The sequence below is a fragment of the Sphingobacterium bambusae genome (assembly GCF_033955345.1).
GTDB lineage: Bacteria > Bacteroidota > Bacteroidia > Sphingobacteriales > Sphingobacteriaceae > Sphingobacterium > Sphingobacterium bambusae.
Map to the genome: position 1 here is coordinate 3,623,381 of NZ_CP138332.1, position 23,348 is coordinate 3,646,728.

Annotated in this window: 16 protein-coding genes, 2 tRNA genes and 3 rRNA genes; 12 read left to right on the forward strand and 9 right to left on the reverse strand. The window is 46.3% G+C overall.

The annotated features are described in order from the left end of the window. Positions 1–60 precede the first annotated feature (60 nt). A complete protein-coding gene (gene hemA, locus SCB77_RS15060; RefSeq protein WP_320182825.1) occupies positions 61–1,302 on the reverse strand; it encodes a glutamyl-tRNA reductase in 1,242 nt (413 codons plus the stop codon). 268 nt (positions 1,303–1,570) lie between these two features. Between hemA and SCB77_RS15065 the strand changes: the two genes are divergently transcribed. Continuing rightward, positions 1,571–2,020 (forward strand): hypothetical protein, encoded by a 450-nt coding sequence (locus tag SCB77_RS15065; protein ID WP_320182826.1) that lies wholly within the window; start codon positions 1,571–1,573, stop codon positions 2,018–2,020. 82 nt (positions 2,021–2,102) lie between these two features. On the opposite strand, the gene SCB77_RS15070 is transcribed toward SCB77_RS15065, so the two are convergent. The 4 genes from SCB77_RS15070 to rbfA are packed head-to-tail and all read right to left on the reverse strand — an operon-like array spanning position 2,103 to position 4,897. Further along, positions 2,103–2,753 carry a hypothetical protein gene (locus tag SCB77_RS15070; RefSeq protein WP_320182827.1) on the reverse strand — a complete coding sequence of 217 codons (651 nt, stop codon included), beginning with the start codon at positions 2,751–2,753 and terminating at the stop codon, positions 2,103–2,105. A gap of 22 nt (positions 2,754–2,775) precedes the next feature. Continuing rightward, positions 2,776–3,852, reverse strand: coding sequence for an aminotransferase class V-fold PLP-dependent enzyme (locus SCB77_RS15075; protein WP_320182828.1), 1,077 nt, complete (start codon positions 3,850–3,852; stop codon positions 2,776–2,778). After that, on the reverse strand, positions 3,842–4,498 hold the full coding sequence (aat, locus tag SCB77_RS15080; protein WP_320182829.1) for a leucyl/phenylalanyl-tRNA--protein transferase: 657 nt from the start codon (positions 4,496–4,498) through the stop codon (positions 3,842–3,844). Before aat ends, SCB77_RS15075 begins: the two co-directional genes overlap by 11 nt. A gap of 27 nt (positions 4,499–4,525) precedes the next feature. Beyond that, entirely contained in the window at positions 4,526–4,897 is a 372-nt protein-coding gene (gene rbfA, locus SCB77_RS15085) for a 30S ribosome-binding factor RbfA (RefSeq protein ID WP_320182830.1), read from the reverse strand. A 588-nt stretch (positions 4,898–5,485) separates the two neighbouring features. Between rbfA and argH the strand changes: the two genes are divergently transcribed. After that, positions 5,486–6,817 carry an argininosuccinate lyase gene (argH, locus tag SCB77_RS15090; RefSeq protein ID WP_320182831.1) on the forward strand — a complete coding sequence of 444 codons (1,332 nt, stop codon included), beginning with the start codon at positions 5,486–5,488 and terminating at the stop codon, positions 6,815–6,817. Between the two features lie 12 nt (positions 6,818–6,829). Here the strand turns inward: argH and SCB77_RS15095 are convergent, their stop codons facing one another. Next, positions 6,830–7,894 carry an aldose epimerase family protein gene (locus tag SCB77_RS15095; RefSeq protein ID WP_320182832.1) on the reverse strand — a complete coding sequence of 355 codons (1,065 nt, stop codon included), beginning with the start codon at positions 7,892–7,894 and terminating at the stop codon, positions 6,830–6,832. A gap of 246 nt (positions 7,895–8,140) precedes the next feature. Between SCB77_RS15095 and SCB77_RS15100 the strand changes: the two genes are divergently transcribed. The 4 genes from SCB77_RS15100 to SCB77_RS15115 all read left to right on the forward strand — a co-directional run bounded on the left by SCB77_RS15100 (position 8,141) and on the right by SCB77_RS15115 (position 13,212). Next, complete coding sequence (locus SCB77_RS15100) at positions 8,141–9,487, forward strand: deoxyguanosinetriphosphate triphosphohydrolase (protein WP_320182833.1); 1,347 nt, start codon at positions 8,141–8,143, stop codon at positions 9,485–9,487. A 92-nt stretch (positions 9,488–9,579) separates the two neighbouring features. Beyond that, a complete protein-coding gene (locus SCB77_RS15105; RefSeq protein ID WP_320182834.1) occupies positions 9,580–11,691 on the forward strand; it encodes a type IA DNA topoisomerase in 2,112 nt (703 codons plus the stop codon). A 75-nt stretch (positions 11,692–11,766) separates the two neighbouring features. Continuing rightward, a complete protein-coding gene (locus SCB77_RS15110) occupies positions 11,767–12,750 on the forward strand; it encodes a hypothetical protein (protein ID WP_320182835.1) in 984 nt (327 codons plus the stop codon). A 33-nt stretch (positions 12,751–12,783) separates the two neighbouring features. Then, positions 12,784–13,212 carry an energy transducer TonB gene (locus tag SCB77_RS15115; protein WP_320182836.1) on the forward strand — a complete coding sequence of 143 codons (429 nt, stop codon included), beginning with the start codon at positions 12,784–12,786 and terminating at the stop codon, positions 13,210–13,212. A 50-nt stretch (positions 13,213–13,262) separates the two neighbouring features. On the opposite strand, the gene lat is transcribed toward SCB77_RS15115, so the two are convergent. Continuing rightward, positions 13,263–14,555, reverse strand: a complete 1,293-nt coding sequence (gene lat / locus SCB77_RS15120; protein ID WP_320182837.1) for an L-lysine 6-transaminase — start codon at positions 14,553–14,555, stop codon at positions 13,263–13,265. A 33-nt stretch (positions 14,556–14,588) separates the two neighbouring features. Further along, positions 14,589–16,118 (reverse strand): L-piperidine-6-carboxylate dehydrogenase, encoded by a 1,530-nt coding sequence (gene amaB / locus SCB77_RS15125; protein WP_320182838.1) that lies wholly within the window; start codon positions 16,116–16,118, stop codon positions 14,589–14,591. A gap of 719 nt (positions 16,119–16,837) precedes the next feature. On the opposite strand from amaB, the gene SCB77_RS15130 reads away from it, so the two are divergent. The 5 genes from SCB77_RS15130 to rrf all read left to right on the forward strand — a co-directional run bounded on the left by SCB77_RS15130 (position 16,838) and on the right by rrf (position 22,139). After that, positions 16,838–18,366: ribosomal RNA gene (locus SCB77_RS15130) — 16S ribosomal RNA — on the forward strand. A gap of 182 nt (positions 18,367–18,548) precedes the next feature. After that, positions 18,549–18,622: transfer RNA gene (locus SCB77_RS15135), tRNA-Ile, on the forward strand. A 93-nt stretch (positions 18,623–18,715) separates the two neighbouring features. Further along, positions 18,716–18,789: transfer RNA gene (locus tag SCB77_RS15140), tRNA-Ala, on the forward strand. Between the two features lie 214 nt (positions 18,790–19,003). Further along, positions 19,004–21,887: ribosomal RNA gene (locus SCB77_RS15145) — 23S ribosomal RNA — on the forward strand. A gap of 139 nt (positions 21,888–22,026) precedes the next feature. Further along, positions 22,027–22,139 (forward strand): 5S ribosomal RNA (gene rrf / locus SCB77_RS15150). The 16S, 23S and 5S rRNA genes sit together here with 2 tRNA genes alongside, the layout of an rRNA operon. A gap of 387 nt (positions 22,140–22,526) precedes the next feature. Here the strand turns inward: rrf and SCB77_RS15155 are convergent. Then, the gene (locus SCB77_RS15155; protein WP_320182839.1) at positions 22,527–22,706 is read right to left on the reverse strand and encodes a hypothetical protein; all 180 of its coding nucleotides are present in this window, start codon (positions 22,704–22,706) and stop codon (positions 22,527–22,529) included. A 370-nt stretch (positions 22,707–23,076) separates the two neighbouring features. Here SCB77_RS15155 and SCB77_RS15160 point away from each other — a divergent pair, with 370 nt between their 5' ends. Next, positions 23,077–23,265 (forward strand): hypothetical protein, encoded by a 189-nt coding sequence (locus tag SCB77_RS15160; protein WP_320182840.1) that lies wholly within the window; start codon positions 23,077–23,079, stop codon positions 23,263–23,265. Positions 23,266–23,348: the final 83 nt, after the last annotated feature.

Consider the following 23,348-nt stretch of genomic DNA (forward strand, 5'->3'; position numbering starts at 1 on the left):
AGTCATACAATCCCGACTATCATTGTCAGAATTAGGCTACAATTTGAACGACGAAAGCAATTAGTTGATTTCCGATTGGGAATTTTTTACGAGAATTTCTTTAGCCATCACCATCGGAACTTTGATATATTTCTTTTCCATATAGTTGATAACCTTCTCTAAAACCGCTCGTGCTTGGGGATCTAGCTTTTGCACGTCTTCCGCAAATACCTCGTTAAGGGCGAAAGAGCGAATCTCTTTAATCATCTCGGGCACTTCGCGCATCGCTACTTCTACGCGGCGTTGCTTGATGATGGGAAGGAATTCTTGAATATTTTGTTGGATGATGGCATCTGCACTTTCCAACTCGTTGTAACGGTCCTGCTTGTTCTTTTCGGCGATGGCCTGCAAGCTACTCACTTCAATGTAATGAATAGGAAAGTTTGCCACAACATCGGCATCGACATCGTTCGGGATTGCTAAGTCTACAACCACTTTACGGTCAGTCTCTCCATTCAACAACATTTCATAAAGGTTGCTGTCGATAATGGCCTCGGGAGATCCGGTACAAACAATCATCACATCAAATCCTTTTTTATAGCTTCCCAATGCTGAAAGCGGGAAAGCTTCCGCATTAAGCTCTGCTGCCAACTTTTGTGCATTGGCCAACGTGCGGTTGAACACCGTAAAGTTGGAATGTTGATGTTTCTTTAGATATTTCGCCAAATTTTGGTTGGTCTCTCCAGAGCCTATAACCAAAATACGAGCGTTTTGGGGAAGTTTCGTTTCTTTGAGCTTACGGTAAGCTAAGGAAACCACCGAGATCGGATTGCGTGCGATGTTGGTATAGGTATACACCTCCTTCGCTGTCTTAACCAAGCGATCCATCACCAAGCGCAGATAGTCACCGGTGAATCCTGCTTCGCGACAACGCTCGTAAGCGCGGCGTACCTGTGCAAGAATTTCCTTCTCGCCCACAACTAGACTTTCTAGGGAGCAGGACATACGGAAGAGATGGGTTAAAGCATCCATGCCGGAGTATCGCGTCACTTGACCCAAATAACATTGCAAGCGCTCGCTGGGAACACAAAAGTTCATCCGGTGCATGAAGTTAGCAATGAATTCATCATTGAGTTCATGGGCGCCAGAAAAAACAAACTCCACACGGTTACACGTAGCGATGTAAAAAATCTCCGGAATATCTAAGCTATTCTTTAGGTTAATTAAGCGTTCTTCCAACTCCTCGTTGCAGATGACCAAATTGCCCAAGTCTTTTAATTCGACGTGCTTGTGGGTAAATGCTATAACTTTTAAATTCTTCAAAGCCTATCTTGCTCTATAATTTCTCCCTGCAAATGTAGATGAAAGCAAAGGCTTTTCTGTCAAAAATCTGTCAATACGAAGAATTTAGAATGATTTTAAATAATGTTAAATTTTTGTTAAAGTGTTGATTTTTAGTACTTAGTGTTTGTGTCTCTCCATTGTTGTGATATCAATCACATCGTGGCTGATGAATATGTGATCTAGGCAACTTATTTTTCTCTTGTTTTTTTAACAAACTATTATAAAATGGACAAAGAATTCTAAATCTTTGCATAGAAAATTTAGTATCAATATGTACATCCTTCGAAAACCCATGGCCCTAGTAGGCATCTTTGTTTCCGCATTGGCACCACTATTTCTCCCTTTTCTCAAAGTACCTATAAAAGGGAATTGGAATCTATATCAAACGGATGCCAGTTTGTTTTTCATCACCTACGGCCTGCTGGCGCTGTGTGTACTTGCGTTCTTCTTGCGAAAAGTAAGTTTCTACCGCCTTTGCACCAAGATTTATCTAGGCTGGTGCGTTTTGGGATTCGTCGCCGTCTACTTCAAGATCAATAATTATTTTGGGATGAAGTTTGTTGATAATCTGCTGTCGTCCACCTTGCATCTGAGATGGGGTTGGTTTTTCCTCTTTTTTGGTGCGCTGGTTATGCTGGTATCGGTAAAGAAGACGGTCGTCGCCCAAGCGGAGCCGGAGAAGACAGCGGAAGCCTAGCTCGTTTGCTATCAGCAGATACAAAATGCCCGTCGAGAACATAGTCTTGACGGGCATTTTGTATCTAATGGAAACACCAACACTAGCGTTTGTTGGGCCGGTGGCTGATGAAATGATCTTTCAACTTATCCAACCCGATATTTTCTTCCGGCTTGTCCAGCTCGAACCGCCATATTTTCGTATCCATAATAGGGTCCTGCTCCTTCGATAAGATTAAATCCATCGGTTTCACGCGAAACTCCTTTCTTATCGGTGCTGTCGAAAGACGCGGCTGTCCGCTATGGCGCAAGATTTGAATATCAAAAGTAGGCCATTTGCCCACACTGTTGAAATTCGCGGTGTAGAACTGTACAAAATCTTGTTGCGGTATTTTTTCTGCAAATACACCGGTTGTTTTATTTCCGCTGATTTCAGCAATGCTCACCAGTAATTCGAAGGAGCTGTGGTTAACAATAAAAAATTTAGCCAGTCCGTCACGTTGCTCGCCATCAACACCCAAATAGATACCCCGTTCCACAAAGGGTTGGTTGCTTGTTGCCGAACTGCGCGGCGCTTCCTCATCGTCGGCGCGACGCATGTTGCCGTGTACAAGGGTTATCTTGCTGACCAAGACCGGTATCTCAAAGCCCGATTCGTCCGTCACACCAACAATGTCGTTCTTTTGAAAAGAGGTAATGTGCCCCTCGATCGGTTCGTCAACGAAGCGAACCAAGTCGCCAATTTTATATTTCATATATCGTATTTTCTTTTATGTATTAAAGACGATCGATGATCTGCAATAAGCGATCCAAGTCATCTTCTGTGTTGTACAGGTGTATACCTATTCGAATGCCGCTACCACGCGGGAAGCACTTCACCCCAGATTCCATAAGCGTAGTATAGTGCGCTGGTGAAATCTGTATGTTGATCAAGCTCGATCTGGTCGTGCGAGCCGCTATTTCGGGTAACAGCAATTGCCGCTTGTTCAGCTCCTCATGAGCCAGTTGCGATAAATCACGGATGTGTTTTCCTACAGCCTCCAATCCCAAGCTATTCAAGAATGCCAAGGACTGCCCTAAAGTGCCATGGCTCAATGTATCTTGGTGCCCTGGCTCAAAAAATGTTTGCAGCATGGATTTTCCTGCCCACATGGCCTCCTTGGGGCGCGCTATTGCGCCAATCACCCGCTGTAAAAATTCTATAAATTGATCGCTGAGCATTAAAAAGCCGTTGCCAAATCCAGATAAAAGCCATTTATAGCCGCTACCACCCACAGCATCGAACCCCGATTCGATAAACGAAAACGGTTCGGTCCCAAAATACTGTGTTCCGTCACCGATGATGAGCAGTTGTGGGAAGTCATGCTTCAGTTCTTTGATAAAGTTTAGGTCTATTTTGATGCCATTGATATACTGGATCATGCTCAAAACTAGTACGTCCGGTTTATGCTGCGTTACCGCTTCCCGTATGTTCATCTCCAGTTGGGCGTTCAACGGAATACGCTGATAGGAAAAATTACGGCTGATGATCGGATAATTTAAGGATGGATAGTCCTCGTCCAAAAGTAGGAAGGTAGTCTCCTTGGGTAGCAAGTCGAGTAAGGTACTATAGCCAAAGGAAAAGTTTGGCGTGCAGAATACCTGTTGTGCTTGCGCTCCAAAAGTATTTCCGAGACTGTCTCGAACGCTATTGATTAGGTCGGCCTGTTGATCCCTGAGCAGGCTGTTCAAGTCAAAAAACGACTGTTCTCGAGCAGATCTCCACTGATGCACTTGACGAGGCAATACGCCATTGCCCGGTGTGTTTAGGTAGGTTATGTCCGTTGGGATATCAAAATGTTCTTTAAAAGGCATGAGGGTTTAGGTTTTGTTGTTGTAAAAGGTCATAATAAACATCGCCAGAGATCATCTTTGCGCCAAGTGAGGCTAGATGATCGGTGTACACTTGGCAATCTATTAATTGGAGGTCAGCATGCTGGCAAAGATGTATAAAGGCGAGTTTGGAAGCATTGGCGACATGCGAAAACATGCTCTCCCCACAAAATACGCCCCCGACCTGTATGCCATATAGGCCGCCGACAAGGTGTCCGTTTTCATCATAGGTTTCAACGCTGTGCGCAAAGCCTAGTTCGTGTAGCTTGATGTAGGCATTTTGCATGTCTTCTGTGATCCAAGTGCCATCCTGACCCACACGAGCCTTGCTGGCGCAAGCTGCGATAACCTCCTGAAAGCATTGGTCTACCTGAACCGTAAGCCTGCTGTGGCGCATAAACTGCCGCATACTTTTGCTGATCTTTATTTCATCGGGATAGAGCACAAACCGTTCTGTTGGCGCATACCATAAAATAGGTGTCTCATCCGAATACCAAGGAAATATGCCATGCTCATAGGCAAGTAACAGGCGCTCGGAAGACAGGTCGCCACCAACGGCCAAAAGACCATCTTCATCAGCAAGGGATGGATGCGGAAAAGTCAATCGTTCGTCCAGTCGGTAGGGCATAGGAGCATAAAAGCAAAAAACCAGATGTTAATCTGGTTGTCTTGGTTCTTTACTGATTTCGTCAAAGAGTTTATCCATATGTTCGACGTACTCGTTGGTATCATCCAAAAAGAATTCCAGCTGCGGTACGATCCGTGCCTGATTCTTGATGCGTGTTCCTAATTTGTAGCGAATTTCATTGGTCTTGCTTTGTATGTTTCCGAGATCGTCCTTGGCTGTTTTGGTGTTCAGGAAACTCAGGTATACCCGTGCTATAGCCAAATCCGGAGTCATCCGAACGCGTGTAACCGTAATAAATGCACCGGGAGCCCATGCATTACCCTCACGTTGGAAAAGCTCTGCAAGATCCTGTTGTATCACACCCGCAAACCGTTGTTGTCGCTTACTTTCTGTTCCCATAGCTTTTTTGTTTTTATTTACGCTTTAAAAATGAATAAAGTGTTCTGCTACCAAATACAAAGATATAAATTAATGCCGGACTACACATCAAAAGAAAAAGCGTATCACAGGTCGAGATACGCTTTCAGAACAAAATTAGTTTATAAATGGTTAGCTGTATTTTTTCAAGATTTAAGACCTTCGTCTATCACATTTTAGTTTGTCTAGCCTTGGCAAATAAAGTGTGAGTATAAACTCACTGTCTTTATTTTCTTTCTTCCATTTTCCCCTTACTTCTACAAACATAGGTATATAATATATTCACGCAAAGACTTTTTTTAAAAAAAAGTGAGTGGTTACTTTTTTATTGTGTTTTTGGCGTTTTGAGACACTTTATTGAATTCTGCCATTTTTTTTAGGAATGTGTCACGGCGAGTTTTTTCAGTAAATTGTGCATTTTTTCTGTGAAGTACCTAGAGCCCTGTTGCTGGAAAAATATGATAATGCATAAAACAGCTAGACGATTATTTGCTAAAGAATAGTAAATTTGAGCCTCGGAAAGTTCGCTTAACAAGACATTTCCTTTTTTTAGCATAAAACCATACAGCAATGAAGATTTGGCAAAAGAACATCAATGTAGACAAGTTTGTGGAAACATTTACCGTAGGCAACGATCGTGCTATGGATTTGCAGCTTGCCGCAGCTGATGTGTTGGGATCGCTCGCGCATACAAAGATGTTGAACACAATAGGGCTTTTGCCTACAGATGACTTGCTAGCTGTGCAGCGAGAGCTTAAAAATATCTACGCAGACATCACGGCCGGTAATTTCATCATCGATGATTCGGTGGAGGACGTACATTCGCAGGTGGAGATGCTCTTGACGGAGCGCATTGGCGAAGCGGGCAAGAAAATTCATTCCGGCCGTTCTCGGAACGATCAGGTACTTGTCGACCTCAAACTCTACTTTCGTTCAGAAATTGAGAATCTCGTGCTGCTTGTTGAGTCTCTTTTCAATAAGTTGATCGCGTTGAGTGAAGAACATAAATCAGTGCTTATTCCTGGCTATACGCATTTGCAAATTGCGATGCCCTCTTCTTTTGGATTGTGGTTTGGCGCTTATGCGGAAAGCTTGGTGGATGACCTCGAGTTGTTGAAAGCAGCTTGGAAGATATGTAATAAAAATCCGCTGGGTTCAGCGGCAGGTTATGGTTCCTCCTTTCCATTAAACCGCAGTATGACTACGGAGCTCTTGGGTTTTGATGACCTTAACTATAATGTGGTGTACGCGCAGATGGGGCGTGGAAAAACCGAACGTATCCTTGCCCAAGCCATGAGCGCCGTGGCGGCCACATTAGCTAAATTTGCGATGGATGTCTGCATGTTTATCAACCAAAATTTTGGATTTATATCGTTCCCAGCGCACCTAACTACGGGATCCAGTATTATGCCGCATAAGAAAAATCCGGACGTTTTTGAGCTGATACGCTCCAGATGCAATAAAATTCAGGCGCTGCCCAATGAAATTGCGCTGATGACAACAAACTTGCCCTCAGGATATCACCGCGATCTACAGTTGCTGAAGGAAAATCTGTTTCCGTCGTTTCAATCGTTAAGCGAGTGTTTGGAAATCGCTACCTTCATGCTGGAGCATATTGCAGTTAAAGATAATATCTTAGACGATCCAAAGTACGATTACCTTTTTAGCGTCGAGGTTGTCAACAATGAAGTGTTGCAGGGCATTCCTTTCCGGGAGGCCTACCGTAACATCGGCTTGGCCATTGAAAATGGAACTTTCCAGCCCGCAAAAGAGGTGCATCATACACACGAAGGTAGTATCGGTAACTTATGCAACGAACAGATCGTGCGTATGTTCAATGAGGTAAAGGCTTCTTTTGGCTTCGATAAGGTCAAGAACGCACTCGATACACTGGTTCAATAAAAAAGGAGATTTTTAAATCTCCTTTTTTATTGAAAACCTGTAGATCGTTTGCGATTCAAATACTTCTCCAGGTTGTAGGATCGTGGATGGGAAAAGCGCTTGGTTTGGACTGTCTGGATAATGTTGTGTCTCAAAACAAAAAGCGTTGCGCGAAAAATAGGTGCCCCCCGATTTTCCCTTGTCGTTGCCTGTCAAAAAGTTTCCTGTATAAAGCTGTACACCCGGTTCTGTCGTTAGTACGTCGAGCTTGATGCCCGATAGCTCCGAATAGGCCGACGCCGCTGCTGTGGAAAAGGTTTGCTTATTCACAAAAGTATGGTCGTAGCCATTGCCCATTCGTAGCTGTTCTTCCTCCTTGTTCAGGTCGTCTACAATTTTTTTCGGTGTACGGAAATCGAATGCACTTTCATCAACTGCTGTTTCGGTGCCCAAAGGAACCTGATGTTCGTCGATGGCGATAAAATGTGTTGACGGTATATGTAATATATGTTGCAACACATCGCTGTGGCCCTCACCATTGAGGTTGAAGTAAGCGTGGTTGGTCAGGTTTACGGGCGTAGCCTTGTCCGTTTCCGCCTTGTATTGAATCCTGATCTCGTTGTTATCTGTCAGTTCATAGGACACGCAGACCTTTAATGTTCCTGGGAAGCCCTCTTCACCGTCGGCGGATACATAGTAAAAATCGACCTTCTTTTCCATGGATACCTGTCTGTCCCACACCTTTGTATGAAATCCCGTAGGTCCGCCATGTAGGCAGTTTCTGCCATTGTTCTGTTGTAGCACGTGGTTTTTGCCGTCCAACTCAAATTGACCATGGGCAATGCGGTTTGCGTAGCGCCCAATCGTTGCGCCGTGGTATTGTTCATCCGCGCTTAGGTATTCTTGGATGCTGTTGAAGCCTAATACGACATCGCGGAGTTCGCCGAATTTGTCGGGAACTAAAATGCTCACAATCCGAGCACCATAATCGGTAAAAGCAACCTGCATACCCGATCGGTTTTTAAGGACAATCAGGTGGGTGTTTTTGCCATCAATTTTATGTTCGAAATCTGCCGGGTGCGGAAGTTTATATGTCATGGTATTTGTGTGTAGATATTTTTTAAAAATACGCAATACAGCCGAGAAGGAAAAGCAAAGTGACAAAAGTCTTTTTTGGAAGTGCTACAGCTCTTGTTTCTTGTTCGCTATCAGTTTGTTCTATGCGGATGGGGACATTACGGTATGCTGTCTTCTGCAAGGGAAAGTAACCCTTTGCAAAAATGCTTGCCGCACCTCCAGTTTAGAAATGGTATATTTGCTAGCACACAAAAATCTATAGTTTACATGAATTGGAAACAATTGCTGTCCGCAAAGCGGTGGGGGTATGAGCATAGGGAGGTAAATGATCATCTCGATGCCCGTTCGGAATTTCAGCGCGATTACGATCGACTGATCTTTTCCTCTCCGTTTCGAAGACTACAAAATAAAACGCAGGTTTTTCCTTTGCCGGGAGCTGTTTTTGTGCACAATCGACTCACCCATAGTTTAGAAGTGGCCAGCGTGGGACGTTCTTTGGGCAGGCTTTTCTACAACCTCATGAAAAAGGATAACCCAGCTATCGATACGGAATGTCCATTTCTGCAGGAGGTGGGTAACATAATTTCCGCGGCTTGTCTTTCACACGATCTAGGAAATCCTGCATTTGGACATTCCGGAGAGGCGGCAATATCTTCCTACTTTACTGAAGGCGCGGGACGAAAATATCAAGAGCATGTGACGTCAAAGGAATGGGCAGATTTGACACATTTCGAAGGCAATGCCAATGCGTTACGCATCTTGACACATCCTTTTAATGGAAAGGATAAAAAGGGATATGCCTTAACGTATTCAACCTTGGCTTCTATTGTCAAATATCCCTGTGCGGCAAGCGATGGTCACATCAAGGGAAACCATCACCGTAAGAAATATGGTTTCTTTGAATGCGAAGCAGCAAGTTTTGTGCAGATCGCGGAAGAACTGGGGCTTGAGAAGGATCCGACGAATCCAAACGGTTACCTGCGCCATCCACTGGTTTATCTTGTGGAGGCTGCAGATGACATCTGTTATAATATCATCGATTTGGAAGATGCCCATCACCTTAAGATACTCGCTTACAAAGAAGTTGAAGAGTTGTTGCTTCCCTTATGCGGCGGCGAAGATCTCCGTGCTCGACTGGATGGCTTGACCGATACGGGGAGTAGGGTGGAGCTGCTGCGTGCAAAAGCAATCAATACACTTATACACGGCTGCGCTAAAGTTTTCGCGAAAAACCAAGACAAGTTTTTGGCGGGTAGCTTTGAAAGTGCACTGATCGATGCGTTGGATGCTCCTATTGTGGAGCAGATGAAGAAAATATCCAAGCTGTCGGTTGCGCAGATCTATAATGCGCCCACGGTAGTGCAGATTGAGATTGCTGGTTACAAGGTGATGAATGCACTTTTGGAAGAATTTGTGCCGGCCTATCTAAAAACCAACAAAACGATGTTTGATAAAAAATTGGTCGCGATGATTCCCGAGCAGTTTCATACCGATAGTAACGAGGCCTATGCAAAGATTAGAGCCGTGTTGGACTTTGTGTCCGGCATGACGGATGTGTATGCCGTGGATCTTTACCGAAAAATTAAGGGTATATCTATTCCCTCGTTGGATTAGGTAGATCCTAACAAATAAATTTTATGTTGCAGCTTTGCCAGCCCCTTTGATCTGGATAGGCAGCTTTTTTATTTTTACGTTTAATTTACCAAATGAAAGTCGTTATTGCGGAAAAGCCATCGGTGGCGAGAGATCTAGCGCGCGTTATGGGTGCCAAGGAGGTGAAGGATGGATATATCGCCGGCAATGGCTATGCATTCACCTACGCTTTCGGCCACTTAGTGCAGCTGTGCACACCACAGGCCTATGGCTATGCGACATGGTCGGTGTCTAATCTGCCTATCGTGCCCACGAGCTTTCGCTTGGAAGCGAAAAAGGTAAAAAGAGACGGCAAGCAAATCGATGATGCGGGGGCCGTCAAACAACTTAATACCATCAAACGCCTCTTAGAGGAAGCCGAAGAAATTATCGTAGCCACGGATGCTGGGCGCGAAGGAGAATTGATCTTTCGGAATATTTACTATTTCCTGAATTCGAAAGTTCCGTTTAAGCGATTGTGGATTTCCTCGCAGACCGATAAAGCCATTAAAGAGGGCTTTGCCAACCTGAAAGAAGGGACAGCATACGATAGCCTTTATATGTCTGCACGTTCACGATCGGAGTCCGATTGGTTGATCGGCATTAATGCCACGCAGGCGCTGACCTTGGCTGCCGGAAACAAGGGCTTGCTGTCGCTTGGTCGCGTGCAAACACCTACCTTGGCGATGATATGCTCCCGTTATCTGGAGAACAAGGATTTCAAACCGCAGGCATTCTATAAAATACAGGCCGGATTCGAGAAGGACAACATAAAATTTAAGGCCACCTCCAACAAGATCGATAAGAAGGAGGATGCAGAACAGGCTGTAGCGAAGATCACGGTAGGGTCGGAAGCCAAAGTGGTCAAGGTAGAGGCAAAGGAGACTAAAGAACCGCCTCCCTTGTTGTTCGATCTCACCTCTCTACAGCAAGATGCTAACAAAAAATACGGCTATTCGGCCGATCAAACATTAAGCATTGCCCAAACGCTCTATGAGAAAAAAGTCATCACCTATCCGCGTACGGGATCACGCTATATCGGTGAGGATGTTTTTGAGGAAATAGACAAACTCTTTCAGCATCTGGCCGATACCGCAGAGGAGGGGATTGCGACCATCAGCCGTAATCTTATCGGAGCTAAATTAAATAAGCGATCGGTAGACGATAAAAAGGTGACGGATCACCACGCGCTCTTGGTAACCGATGAAAAGCCAGGCCCCATGTTGAAGGAGCAGCAACATATCTATAATATGATCGCCAAACGCATGGTAGAAAGCTTCTCAGAGATATGTATTAAGGATATCACTACCGTGACCATCGATGCGCAGGGTGTTGAACTGATTGCTAAAGGTACCGTGATCAAGCAGTACGGATGGCGCCTTTCCGCCGATCAGGTGGAATTGCCGGATGAGGATAAAAATACCGACGATCAGGATAATGAAAATGCACAGCTTCCACGTCTTAGCGCCGAGGAGCTCTTGGAGATTCTATCGCTCGAGCTCGCCGAACGTTTCACGAAAGCGAGGCCAATCCATACGGAAGCTTCCTTGCTGAAGGCCATGGAAACTTCGGGTAAGGAAATCGAAGATGATGAGATGCGCCAAGCTATGAAAGATTGTGGTTTGGGTACACCTGCAACGCGTGCCGCTACTATCGAAACCTTGTTTCAACGCGACTACATCAAGCGGGAGAAGAAGAAGCTCATCCCAACAGAAAAGGGACTGGCTGTCTATAATTTGGTGAAGGACCGATCCATTGCAAAAGTAACGCTAACCGGAAAATGGGAGCAGAAACTGGAGGAGATGCGCGAAAACAAGGTGTCCTATGATATCTTCATGAAGCATATCAAGGATTACACCATCAAGATAACTAAAGAATTGCTGCAGTTGCGTATAGCAATACAGCAAGAGGAGGTTAAGCCTTTGCAGAAGGGGAAGATAAAATGCCCTAAATGTGAGCCTGGCCTTATCCAGCTATACGATAAGGTGGCGCAGTGCGATCACTATGCACGAGGCTGTGACTTTAAGATTTGGCGAACGCTGAACGGTGTGTTCTTGGAAGAGAAGGAAATGAAAAATTTGCTCGAGAAAGGGAAAACATCGGTCTTGAAGGGGCTTCGTACCAAAGAAGGTCAAGTATTGGACGGCAGTTTGGTTTTTCAGGATTTTAAGGTGAATGTAGGCTAGCTGGGGTCTTCTCCGCTAGCAAAATTGACCTCAAACAAACAAATGCACTTCTGAAAAGCAATATCTTTGCCCCCTATGGCAGCTACACTGTATAATCCGTTTTTGGATTTCAAATTCGATAATGATACCTGTTTTCTTTCGGGCCAAGCATTGAAATCACGCGATGAGCAGATTCAGGTCTTCCCATTATGGATGATGAGGCAATTTGATCTGGAAGAGAAACCTTTCAAGATGCTGGATGAGAATATCGTGACCTATAAGGCGCTCAAACTTCCTTGTTCGGCGGATACGGCAGCTTTATTCGAACAGCTCGAAGCTGACGTGGAAAAAGCGATGCAGCAAGGTTATGATGCCGTTAAGCAGCTATCTCAGGTGCAGCTTTTTCAGTGGGTAGCTAAGATCCTATATGGCGTAGTATTTAATGAAATTCAATCGGGCGTGCGGCAAGCGATGTTGAGCGGCGAGCCCATGAATTTTTCACAGGCCTTGGTACATAAATTTCGGAATTTGCATTTTATGCTGCAGTCTATCCGCACGGCGATGGAGTTCGAACATCGGAACCCATTCTCCGTTTTGATCCTTCCGGTAGATAATGCCACGGAAAACTTCAATTACCGCGACGAGATTAATACGCTTATCTTTTCGTTCAGGATGAACGATTTTGCGATTATAGCCACCTTGCAGGATAATGGTACACATGCCATCTATCATGAAGAGATACTGCAGGCTGTTGCCAATCAGCGATTGCATCCCATACAGTTTGAAGAAATCTGTGCCCGTTATTTTTATTCTGCCTACCTTTTTAATCGTTTGCCCGAATACACTTATATGGAAACTCCCGGCAAGGTGTATGTAGAGCCTATGCCACTCAACGACTGGACCATGAAGCCAATCTTTGACAACTGGCAGGTGAAAACATATGGACAGGTTTTGGAAAATTTTTGGAAACCTTGGGGTTTTACGCTGTTTGAGATTATTAAAAATCCGGATAACCCGATGAGCTTCATACGTGATGATCAGGGATACTTTAGGCAGGATGTGGATTTGGCGAAGGCGTAAATCTTCCTTATCTTTGGGTAATAGGAGGTTAGGATGAAAAAATGGACAATTTTTCTTTTTCTATTGGTTGCGTCTTGCTGGGTTCATGCGCAATCCATGCCCGATACCGCTATAGTAACCTCGGTAGATACTTATCCGCAGTTTAGGGGCGGCGTTCGTGGATGGAATAGGTTTGTACAACAACATCTAAATGTGCGTGATCTGCTTCAGAGCATCGATAGTACGTCCTATGTAGACTATGGACTGCGGCAGACTGCCGTGATGGAGTTTACCGTGTGCGAAGATGGGCGCGTGTGTGATGTGGAGATCGTGAACAAAAGCAAGATAAGCCCCGAATTTGCAGCGGAGGCGTTGCGCGTGATGAAGAAATCGCCCAAGTGGACACCCGCCAAGAAAGATGGACAAGGTGTCCGAACCCGCTTTAAACAGTCTATCACCGCACTTTTGGAGTCACCGAATTAACAACTTCAGCAGCCCGCTGTGCGGAGGCTGTTGAAGCTGTTCCAATTTTTTTACGCATGCAGCGATTGCTCAACGATAAGCATCGCTTGGTCTATATCTGCTTGTTTCACGTTTAGATGCGGCCTAAAACGAATACTTTTCTCCCCACAGCCGAGCAGTAGTAGTTTGTTTTCCATGGTTTTGGCAAGGAAAGAATCCCGCTGCTCGCTCGTCTCAAAGTCGAACGCCACCAAAAGGCCAAGTCCGCGTGGGTTCGAAAGGAACGTCTTGCGGCTTACCAAATCGCTTACCTTTCTCAAAAGATACTCGCCCACTTGAGCTGCGTGATCGACAAGGTCTTCCTGTTCGATGATCTCTAGAATAAACTGAAAGCGCAGCATGTCGACAAAGTTGCCGCCAAAGGTCGAGTTGATCCTACTTGATTGGACAAATACATGATCCTCCACACGGTCAAATTTTTCTTTGTTGGCAAGTATGCCGCATACTTGGGTTTTCTTACCAAAGGCGATCAGATCTGGAATAATCCCAAAATGTTGATAGGCCCACATCTTACCTGTCATTCCCAAGCCCGTTTGTACCTCGTCCAAAATCAGTAGTATATCATGCTGATCGCAGATGTTGCGTAATGCTTGGAAAAACTCTTTTCGGAAGTGGTTGTCTCCGCCCTCGGCCTGTATGGGCTCAAGGATAATGGCGGCAATATCATCCGGATTATTGCTGATGGCCGCTTCGATCTGCCTTATCGCTTCTTTTTCATTTTCGATGGTTTCGTTAACGGATGCCTCTGTTAGGGGGAAATGAAGTTTTGGGTTGCTGATGCGCGGCCAGTCGAATTTGGGGAAGTACATATATTTTCTGGGATCCTTGGTGTTCGTCATGGATAGTGTATAGCCAGAACGACCATGGAAGGCCTGCTTAAAATGTATGATTTGCGAGGCTTCCTTTGTTTTTCCTTGACGCAGGTTAAGCCTCGTTTTCCAGTCGAAAGCTGCTTTTAGTGCATTCTCCACAGCCAATGCTCCGCCACAGATGAAAAAGCAGTAGGGGAGCTCGGTAGGGATGGCAACACGGGCAAAGGTTTCAATGACGGCACCGTACTCCTGTGGGTAGGCGTCCGATAGCGCAGGTTTGTTTACGGCCATCTTGCCGAGAAATTCTTGTTGCGCAACGATATGTGGGTGGTTATACCCGACAGGGGAGGATGCGAACATGGAAAACATATCGAGGTAAGTGTCGCCATTTACATCCTGTATATAGGAGCCGTTGGAATGGATAAGGTCAAGCACAATAGGCAGTCCATCCGCTAAGATATGCTGTGCTAATATTTCGTGTAGCGCTCTCATGATTTTTTAGGGTTTTGATGAACCTGTTGTATGCTACAGGTTGAATGTGATACCTTGCGCGAGCGGTATGCTGTCGCTGTAGTTGATGGTGTTTGTTTGTCGGCGCATATAGGCTTTCCATGCATCGGAACCCGACTCGCGTCCGCCGCCAGTTTCCTTCTCGCCGCCAAAGGCGCCGCCAATTTCTGCGCCCGAGGTGCCGATATTTACGTTAGCAATGCCACAGTCGGAACCCCGATGGCTTAAAAAATGCTCGGCTTCGTGCAGGTTATTGGTCATGACGGCCGATGACAAGCCTTGGGCGACGTCATTTTGAAGCGCAATGGCATCGGCTATGGTCCCTTCGTAGCGTATGAGGTATAGGATCGGAGCAAATGTTTCGGTTTGCACGATGCGGTAATAGTTCTCCGCTTCGGCTATGACGGGTTTCACGTAACACTTACTTTCATAGCCCTTGCCCTGCAGAACTCCACCCGCAACGAGCAATCGACCACCTTCAGACTCGATATCTTCCAGCGCAGCGAGGTAATTGTCTACCGCCTGTCGGTCGATTAACGGACCAACGTGGTTTTCCACATCCAGCGGATCTCCGATTTTTAGTTGCCCGTAAGCATCAATAAGTGCGGTTCGTACTTGATCGTACACGTCGTTATGCACGATAAGCCTGCGCGTGCTGGTGCAACGCTGGCCTGCCGTACCCACGGCGCCAAACACTGCCGCCATGGTGGTCATCTTTAAATCAGCATGGGGCGTGACAATGATCGCGTTGTTGCCGCCCAATTCTAGAAGTGATTTTCCTAGACGTGCTGCCACTGTGCTGGCCACCTCCTTGCCCATACGGGTCGATCCAGTCGCTGACACGAGATCGATGCGTTTGTCTGCAGCCATCCATCGTCCAAGTTCCGCTCCGCCTGTGCAAATGGACGAAATACCTTCCGGTAGATCATTATCTGCCAATACTTCGGCGAGGATCATTTGGCAAGCAATGCTGCATACAGGCGTTTTCTCGCTCCCTTTCCATATAATGACGTTCCCGCAAACCAAGGCGAGGGCGGCATTCCAAGCCCAAACGGCCACGGGAAAATTAAATGCGGAGATGATGCCTACGATGCCTAAAGGATGATATTGTTCGTACATCCGATGGGCCGGACGTTCTGAATGCATGGTGAAACCATATAGTTGTCGTGATTGACCTACTGCGAAGTCACAGATATCTATCATCTCCTGAACCTCGCCCAGTCCTTCTTGGTAAGATTTTCCCATTTCATAGGATACCAATTTTCCGAGTGCCGATTTTTGCGCACGTAGTCGATCGCCAAATTGACGGACGATTTCTCCTCGCTTCGGTGCTGGGATACTCGACCATATACCTTTCGCAGCGATAGCCTTTTCTAGTACTTGCTCGTAGTCTTGCTTGCTGCTGGAGAAGACGCGTTTAAGGTCTTTTCCGTCCACCGGAGAGCTTGATGTCAGTATTTCTCCCTCTCCAAACCAGTGCTGACCAGTGGACGTTCCTTCTTTGGTAGAAGCGATGTTTAATGACTTTAATTCTTTTCTTATCATAAAATGGTTTATTTTATTCTTTTGTATTGTGAATATAGTGAATTTTATTTTATTATTTTCATTTTGGGTTGAAGAAATCTTTTATCGAAAAAAATGGGAAAGGGTAGCTTTGTCTATTAAAAGCTTAATTACATATTGTGCGAGGTCTATATTTCCTGTGGTCTTATGCTCAATGCGGTTCTGCGGAGCTTTTACTTTAAATCAGGAATCTATTTATCAAAAATATAGCACAGTATTCCAGCGTCTTGTGTGCTGTCTGAAAGAAATAAGCTGGAATAATTTGCAAGATATGTGCCAAAGTTTCTATCTTTGCACCACTCCGCAAGGGAGGGACGATTGAAAAGCGAAAAACAGAAGATGGAAAAAGCCTTTAACGAAGGGCGTTTCCACGGTTAGAAAGCCTGAAAGGGTATCGAAAAAAAAGTTCAACTTTATTTTGCGAAACCGAAAAAGTCTTCTACCTTTGCAGTCCCAACGAGAAGGAGGGAAACAAACAAGATAATTCGGGCAGCGATGCCACGATATATAAAAAGCCAAAGCGCGACGCGGCGGCGAGAAAAGTTCTTTAAGAAAGATGATCATGTAGCGTAACGAGTAGTCGGAAGATGAAAGTTATACAATAACAAAAAATCAACCTGTCAATTACGGATCGTAAGATACAACAAAAACGATTCCGGTTATTTATTAGTAAATAGCTTGGTATCGAACAATTCATTATTACAATGGAGAGTTTGATCCTGGCTCAGGATGAACGCTAGCGGCAGGCCTAATACATGCAAGTCGGACGGGATCTATCGGAGAGCTTGCTCGAAGATAGTGAGAGTGGCGCACGGGTGCGTAACGCGTGAGCAACCTACCCATATCAGGGGGATAGCCCGGAGAAATCCGGATTAAGACCGCATGAGACAGCACCTTCGCATGGAGAAGCTGTTAAATATTTATAGGATATGGATGGGCTCGCGTGACATTAGCTAGTTGGTGAGGTAACGGCTCACCAAGGCGACGATGTCTAGGGGCTCTGAGAGGAGAATCCCCCACACTGGTACTGAGACACGGACCAGACTCCTACGGGAGGCAGCAGTAAGGAATATTGGTCAATGGGCGGAAGCCTGAACCAGCCATGCCGCGTGCAGGACGACTGCCCTATGGGTTGTAAACTGCTTTTGTCGAGGAATAAACCTATCTACGTGTAGATAGCTGAACGTACTCGAAGAATAAGGATCGGCTAACTCCGTGCCAGCAGCCGCGGTAATACGGAGGATCCGAGCGTTATCCGGATTTATTGGGTTTAAAGGGTGCGTAGGCGGTTTTTTAAGTCAGGAGTGAAAGACGGCAGCTCAACTGTCGCAGTGCTCTTGATACTGAAGAACTTGAATGCCGTTGAAGATGGCGGAATGAGACAAGTAGCGGTGAAATGCATAGATATGTCTCAGAACTCCGATTGCGAAGGCAGCTATCTAAGCGGTGATTGACGCTGATGCACGAAAGCGTGGGGATCGAACAGGATTAGATACCCTGGTAGTCCACGCCCTAAACGATGATGACTCGATGTTAGCGATATACCGTTAGCGTCCAAGCGAAAGCGTTAAGTCATCCACCTGGGGAGTACGCCCGCAAGGGTGAAACTCAAAGGAATTGACGGGGGCCCGCACAAGCGGAGGAGCATGTGGTTTAATTCGATGATACGCGAGGAACCTTACCCGGGCTTGAAAGTTACTGAATGATCTAGAGATAGATCAGTCCTTCGGGACAGGAAACTAGGTGCTGCATGGCTGTCGTCAGCTCGTGCCGTGAGGTGTTGGGTTAAGTCCCGCAACGAGCGCAACCCCTATGTTTAGTTGCCAGCATTTAAGGTGGGGACTCTAAACAGACTGCCCGTGCAAACGGTGAGGAAGGCGGGGACGACGTCAAGTCATCATGGCCCTTACGTCCGGGGCTACACACGTGCTACAATGGATGGTACAACGGGCAGCTACACAGCAATGTGATGCCAATCTCTAAAAGCCATTCACAGTTCGGATCGGGGTCTGCAACTCGACCCCGTGAAGTTGGATTCGCTAGTAATCGCGTATCAGCAATGACGCGGTGAATACGTTCCCGGGCCTTGTACACACCGCCCGTCAAGCCATGAAAGTTGGGGGTGCCTAAAGCATGTAACCGCAAGGAGCGTGTTAGGGCAAAACCGATAATTGGGGCTAAGTCGTAACAAGGTAGCCGTACCGGAAGGTGCGGCTGGAATACCTCCTTTCTAGAGTGTCCTAATTGACACTCGTTGCGCCACATCATGATCGTTAAAAAGTATTTAGTAGATAGTATGTAGTATATAGACCCTGTCTAAGTACTAATATCTACCTACTAACATCTAAGAAAAGAAGAAAGTGCCCACCCCGAGAGGACGTGGATACCGAGAGAAGATGAGAAAGATAAGCTAGTCCCGTAGCTCAGTTGGTTAGAGCACTACACTGATAATGTAGGGGTCAGCAGTTCAAATCTGCTCGGGACTACGGAAAGTAATGCGTATAGCGTATTGCGTACCGCGAATTTTTATGGCGACATTGAAATCGCACTACGCACTACCCATTACCCACTACAAAAAAGGGGAATTAGCTCAGCTGGCTAGAGCACCTGCCTTGCACGCAGGGGGTCAACGGTTCGAATCCGTTATTCTCCACATTTCAAAGTAAAAAGTCAAAATTTAAAAGTCAAAAGCTGTACAGTTTTTTTAATTTTTACTTTTTAATTTTTACTTCGAATCCGTTCTTTGACATATTGAAAGAAAGAAAACACAAGAGAAGACAACAATGGTCAGAACGTGTTCGAGCATTAGTGCACGAATACAAGTAGGACAAAGGCAGCCATATACCTAGCAAAAGGGGTATATGAGCGAAGAAAGTAACAAAGGGCACACGGGGGATGTCTAGGCTCTCAGAGGCGATGAAGGACGTGATAAGCTGCGATAAGCCACGGGGATCAGCAAATGTGACTTGATCCGTGGATTTCCGAATGGGGCAACCTAACATACTGAAGGTATGTTGTATAATACGCGAACGCGCCGAACTGAAACATCTAAGTAAGCGTAGGAGGAGAAAATAATAATGATTTCCCAAGTAGTGGCGAGCGAACGGGAAAGAGCCCAAACCGCTATTGTTACGGCAATAGCGGGGTTGTAGGACCACGAGATGTGATTCGTCGAGCGAAGTGGAACCGGATGGGAAGCCGGGCAATATGGGTGATAGCCCCGTACACGTAAGCGGAACGACGCTAGTGGTATCCTGAGTACCGCGGGACCGGAGAAATCCTGTGGGAATCTGCCAGCACCATCTGGCAAGGCTAAATACTCCTGAGAGACCGATAGTGGACCAGTACCGTGAGGGAAAGATGAAAAGAACCCCGAACAGGGGAGTGAAAAGAACCTGAAACCGTGTGCTTACAAGCGGTCGGAGCAGATTTATTCTGTGACGGCGTGCCTTTTGCATAATGAGCCTACGAGTTACTCTTATCTGGCAAGGTTAAGTCCTTCAGGGACGCAGCCGAAGCGAAAGCGAGTCTGAATAGGGCGCATAGTCAGGTGAGGTAGACGCGAAACCTTGTGATCTACCCTTGGGCAGGTTGAAGTTGCGGTAACACGTAATGGAGGACCGAACCGATAAACGTTGAAAAGTTTCCGGATGACCTGAGGGTAGGGGTGAAAGGCCAATCAAACTGGGAAATAGCTCGTACTCCCCGAAATGTTTTTAGGAACAGCGTCGGCATAGAGTCTAGTAGAGGTAGAGCTACCGATTGGGTGCGGGGGAGTCAAATCCTACCAAATCCAGACGAACTCCGAATGCTACATAGATATGGCCGGCAGTGAGGCTTTGGGTGCTAAGGTCCAAGGCCGAGAGGGAAAGAACCCAGACCATCAGCTAAGGTCCCCAAATATACGCTAAGTTGAACTAACGAGGTCCGGTTGCCCAGACAGCTAGGATGTTGGCTTGGAAGCAGCCATTCATTTAAAGAGTGCGTAACAGCTCACTAGTCGAGCGGCCGGGCGTGGATAATAAACGGGCATCAAGTGTATTACCGAAGCTATGGATTTGTAGCACAAGCTACATCTGGTAGGGGAGCATTCTATGAGGGGTGAATCCGTCAGGTGACTGATGGTGGACTTTATAGAAAAGCAAATGTAGGCATAAGTAACGATAAGGCGGGTGAGAAACCCGCCCACCGAAAGACTAAGGTTTCCTGATCAACGCTAATCGGATCAGGGTTAGTCGGGGCCTAAGGCGCATCCGAAGGGAGCAAGCCGATGGACAACGGGTTAATATTCCCGTACTTTTTATAACTGCGATGTGGTGACGGAGTAGTGACACTGCCGCGAACTGACGGAATAGTTCGTTAAAGTGCGTAGGTATACAGACTGTAGGCAAATCCGCAGACTGTGCTGAAACATGATAGTACCGCAAACCTTCGGGGGCGTGGATAGTGCAGGTAATCAGACTTCCAAGAAAACCCGCTAAGCTTCAGGTTATAAAAACCCGTACCGTAAACCGACACAGGTGGTCGAGGAGAGAATCCTAAGGTGCTCGAGTGAATCATGGCTAAGGAACTCGGCAAAATGGCCCTGTAACTTCGGGAGAAGGGGCGCTGTCTCGCAAGAGCAGCCGCAGTGAAAAGGCCCAGGCGACTGTTTAGCAAAAACATATGGCTTTGCGAAATCGAAAGATGAAGTATAAGGCCTGACACCTGCCCGGTGCTGGAAGGTTAAGAGGGGATGTCATCGCAAGAGAAGCATTGAATCGAAGCCCCAGTAAACGGCGGCCGTAACTATAACGGTCCTAAGGTAGCGAAATTCCTTGTCGGGTAAGTTCCGACCTGCACGAATGGTGTAACGATCTGGGCGCTGTCTCAGCCATGAGCTCGGTGAAATTGTGGTATCGGTGAAGACGCCGGTTACCCGCAACGGGACGGAAAGACCCCATGCACCTTCACTATAGCTTAACATTGAAATTGGGTACAGGATGTGTAGGATAGGCGGGAGATGTTGAAGCGGGTTCGCTAGGATCCGTGGAATCAACCTTGAAATACCGCCCTTTCTGTATTCGGTTTCTAACTCGATCATGTCGAGGACATTGTTTGGTGGGTAGTTTGACTGGGGTGGTCGCCTCCAAAAAGGTAACGGAGGCTTTCAAAGGTAAGCTCAGTACGCTTGGTAACCGTACGTGGAGTGCAATGGCATAAGCTTGCTTGACTGTGAGACCAACAAGTCGACCAGGGTCGAAAGACGGACATAGTGATCCGGTGGTTCTGTATGGAAGGGCCATCGCTCAAAGGATAAAAGGTACGCTGGGGATAACAGGCTGATCTCCCCCAAGAGCTCATATCGACGGGGAGGTTTGGCACCTCGATGTCGGCTCGTCACATCCTGGGGCTGGAGAAGGTCCCAAGGGTTGGGCTGTTCGCCCATTAAAGTGGCACGCGAGCTGGGTTCAGAACGTCGCGAGACAGTTCGGTCCCTATCTGTTGTGGGCGCTGGAAGTTTGAGTGGATCTGACCTTAGTACGAGAGGACCGGGTTGGACGGACCGCTGGTGAACCTGTTATGCCGCCAGGTGTACGGCAGGGTAGCTACGTCCGGAATAGATAAGCGCTGAAAGCATCTAAGTGCGAAACTAGCCACGAGATGAGACTTCCTCATAGGGTCGTTGTAGATGACAACGTTGATAGGTCATAGGTGTAAAGGTTGAGAGACCAAAGCCGAGTGATACTAATAGCCCGAAGCTTTCCACGCCGGTAGAACGTTGTTGTCTTCCTTCTTTTTCTTTCTTTCAATGCATGTCATTATGCAATTAAAAATTAAAATGTAAAAATTAAAAAGTCCTGTATGGTTTTTTACTTTTGAATTTTGACTTTTTACTTTGCAAAGATATTCAGGTGCCTATATCGGCGGTGTCTACCTCTTCCCCATTCCGAACAGAGAAGTCAAGCCCGCCAGAGCCGATGGTATTGCCGTAACAGGTGGGAGAGTAGGTCGGCGCCTAATTTTAAACGAGGCCCCTTCAGGAAACTGGAGGGGCCTTTGTGTTTTATGGTCTAGCTGCCAGCGCCGCTGATATTGTCCGCCAGCTGGCGGATGGGAGAGTAGTCCGGCTACTGACGGATAATTTTAAACAAGGCCCCTTCAGGAAACTGGAGGGGCTTTTTGTGTTTGTGTTTTACACGCCATCTAATTCGCATTACCCAATACGCATTACGCACTACCAAGATATTGTCCGCCAGCTGGCGGATGGGAGAGTAATCCGGCTACTGACGAATAATTTTAAACAAGGCCCCTTCAGGAAACTGGAGGGGGCTTTTGTGTTTTACCCACCTCAAAATACGCACTATCAGCTACCCTCAACGTACTACTTTTCTTTAACAAAAAGCGTCTTCAGGGAGCCTGTGGTCCACTTTTGGCATTTTCCGAGCTGCGAATGCTACGTAGCATTCGTTTATCGGCAAGGGGATACTTTCCTTTGATGGGCTTCAGGAACTCTTCTTCACCTGTTTTGTTTCTGTCGTAAGGTGTTCGGTTCTCTTCCGCAGGTGTTTTTTCCGTATCGGAGAACAACAGAATCTACTTGCGTAGCATCAGGTTCTGTTTGACGGATGTCTTTATTGCACCCTCATAGGCTTCAGTTATTCATTTGTGAATCAAATAGACAACGACCGGCTTCAAGATTGGGAGAACAGACTGCTGCGCGCCGTTGACGTTCTGCAGCATCCCTCAGGAGGGGAATAAGATGTTTGTGACAACCTTTTGTTTCGGGAAGGTGGGTGTTGTTATAGTTAATTGTATTGTCGGCTAGCGAATGCTACGTAGCATTCGCTAGCTGATCTGCGGCGGATCGACGTTGATGTTCAACAATGTAACATTGATCTTTAAGGCGGCAACATTGATGTCCTACACAACCGTACTGATGGTCTAGAATGCAACACTGATGTTTGCTAACGAGACGTTGATGTCCGTTGCCAAGGTATTGATGGATGAGGATAAACTTTTGACACTCATCGATGGAGAGTTGATTGCGGAGGGAAACTTGCTGATGCTATGCTTTGCTTTACCGTCGTCTGCAATTAAAGCATTGTTGACCCGTAAAGGCTCGCCGATGAGCGACGACAACTTATAGAATAAAGCAATTGGGGTTTTATACAATGTAAAGGATCTCGGATGCTTGCGCTTGGCTTTCATGGTATGCCGCCTTTTATTACG

What these genes read in the sequence shown, in the direction of transcription:
- SCB77_RS15070 (WP_320182827.1), bottom strand. Translation starts at nt 2,753, where the DNA reads ATGAAATATAAAATTGGCGACTTGGTTCGCTTCGTTGACGAACCGATC.
- SCB77_RS15075 (WP_320182828.1), bottom strand. Translation starts at nt 3,852, where the DNA reads ATGCCTTTTAAAGAACATTTTGATATCCCAACGGACATAACCTACCTA.
- aat (WP_320182829.1), bottom strand. Translation starts at nt 4,498, where the DNA reads ATGCCCTACCGACTGGACGAACGATTGACTTTTCCGCATCCATCCCTT.
- rbfA (WP_320182830.1), bottom strand. Translation starts at nt 4,897, where the DNA reads ATGGGAACAGAAAGTAAGCGACAACAACGGTTTGCGGGTGTGATACAA.
- argH (WP_320182831.1), top strand. Translation starts at nt 5,486, where the DNA reads ATGAAGATTTGGCAAAAGAACATCAATGTAGACAAGTTTGTGGAAACA.
- SCB77_RS15095 (WP_320182832.1), bottom strand. Translation starts at nt 7,894, where the DNA reads ATGACATATAAACTTCCGCACCCGGCAGATTTCGAACATAAAATTGAT.
- SCB77_RS15100 (WP_320182833.1), top strand. Translation starts at nt 8,141, where the DNA reads ATGAATTGGAAACAATTGCTGTCCGCAAAGCGGTGGGGGTATGAGCAT.
- SCB77_RS15105 (WP_320182834.1), top strand. Translation starts at nt 9,580, where the DNA reads ATGAAAGTCGTTATTGCGGAAAAGCCATCGGTGGCGAGAGATCTAGCG.
- SCB77_RS15110 (WP_320182835.1), top strand. Translation starts at nt 11,767, where the DNA reads ATGGCAGCTACACTGTATAATCCGTTTTTGGATTTCAAATTCGATAAT.
- SCB77_RS15115 (WP_320182836.1), top strand. Translation starts at nt 12,784, where the DNA reads ATGAAAAAATGGACAATTTTTCTTTTTCTATTGGTTGCGTCTTGCTGG.
- lat (WP_320182837.1), bottom strand. Translation starts at nt 14,555, where the DNA reads ATGAGAGCGCTACACGAAATATTAGCACAGCATATCTTAGCGGATGGA.
- amaB (WP_320182838.1), bottom strand. Translation starts at nt 16,118, where the DNA reads ATGATAAGAAAAGAATTAAAGTCATTAAACATCGCTTCTACCAAAGAA.
- SCB77_RS15160 (WP_320182840.1), top strand. Translation starts at nt 23,077, where the DNA reads ATGTTTGCTAACGAGACGTTGATGTCCGTTGCCAAGGTATTGATGGAT.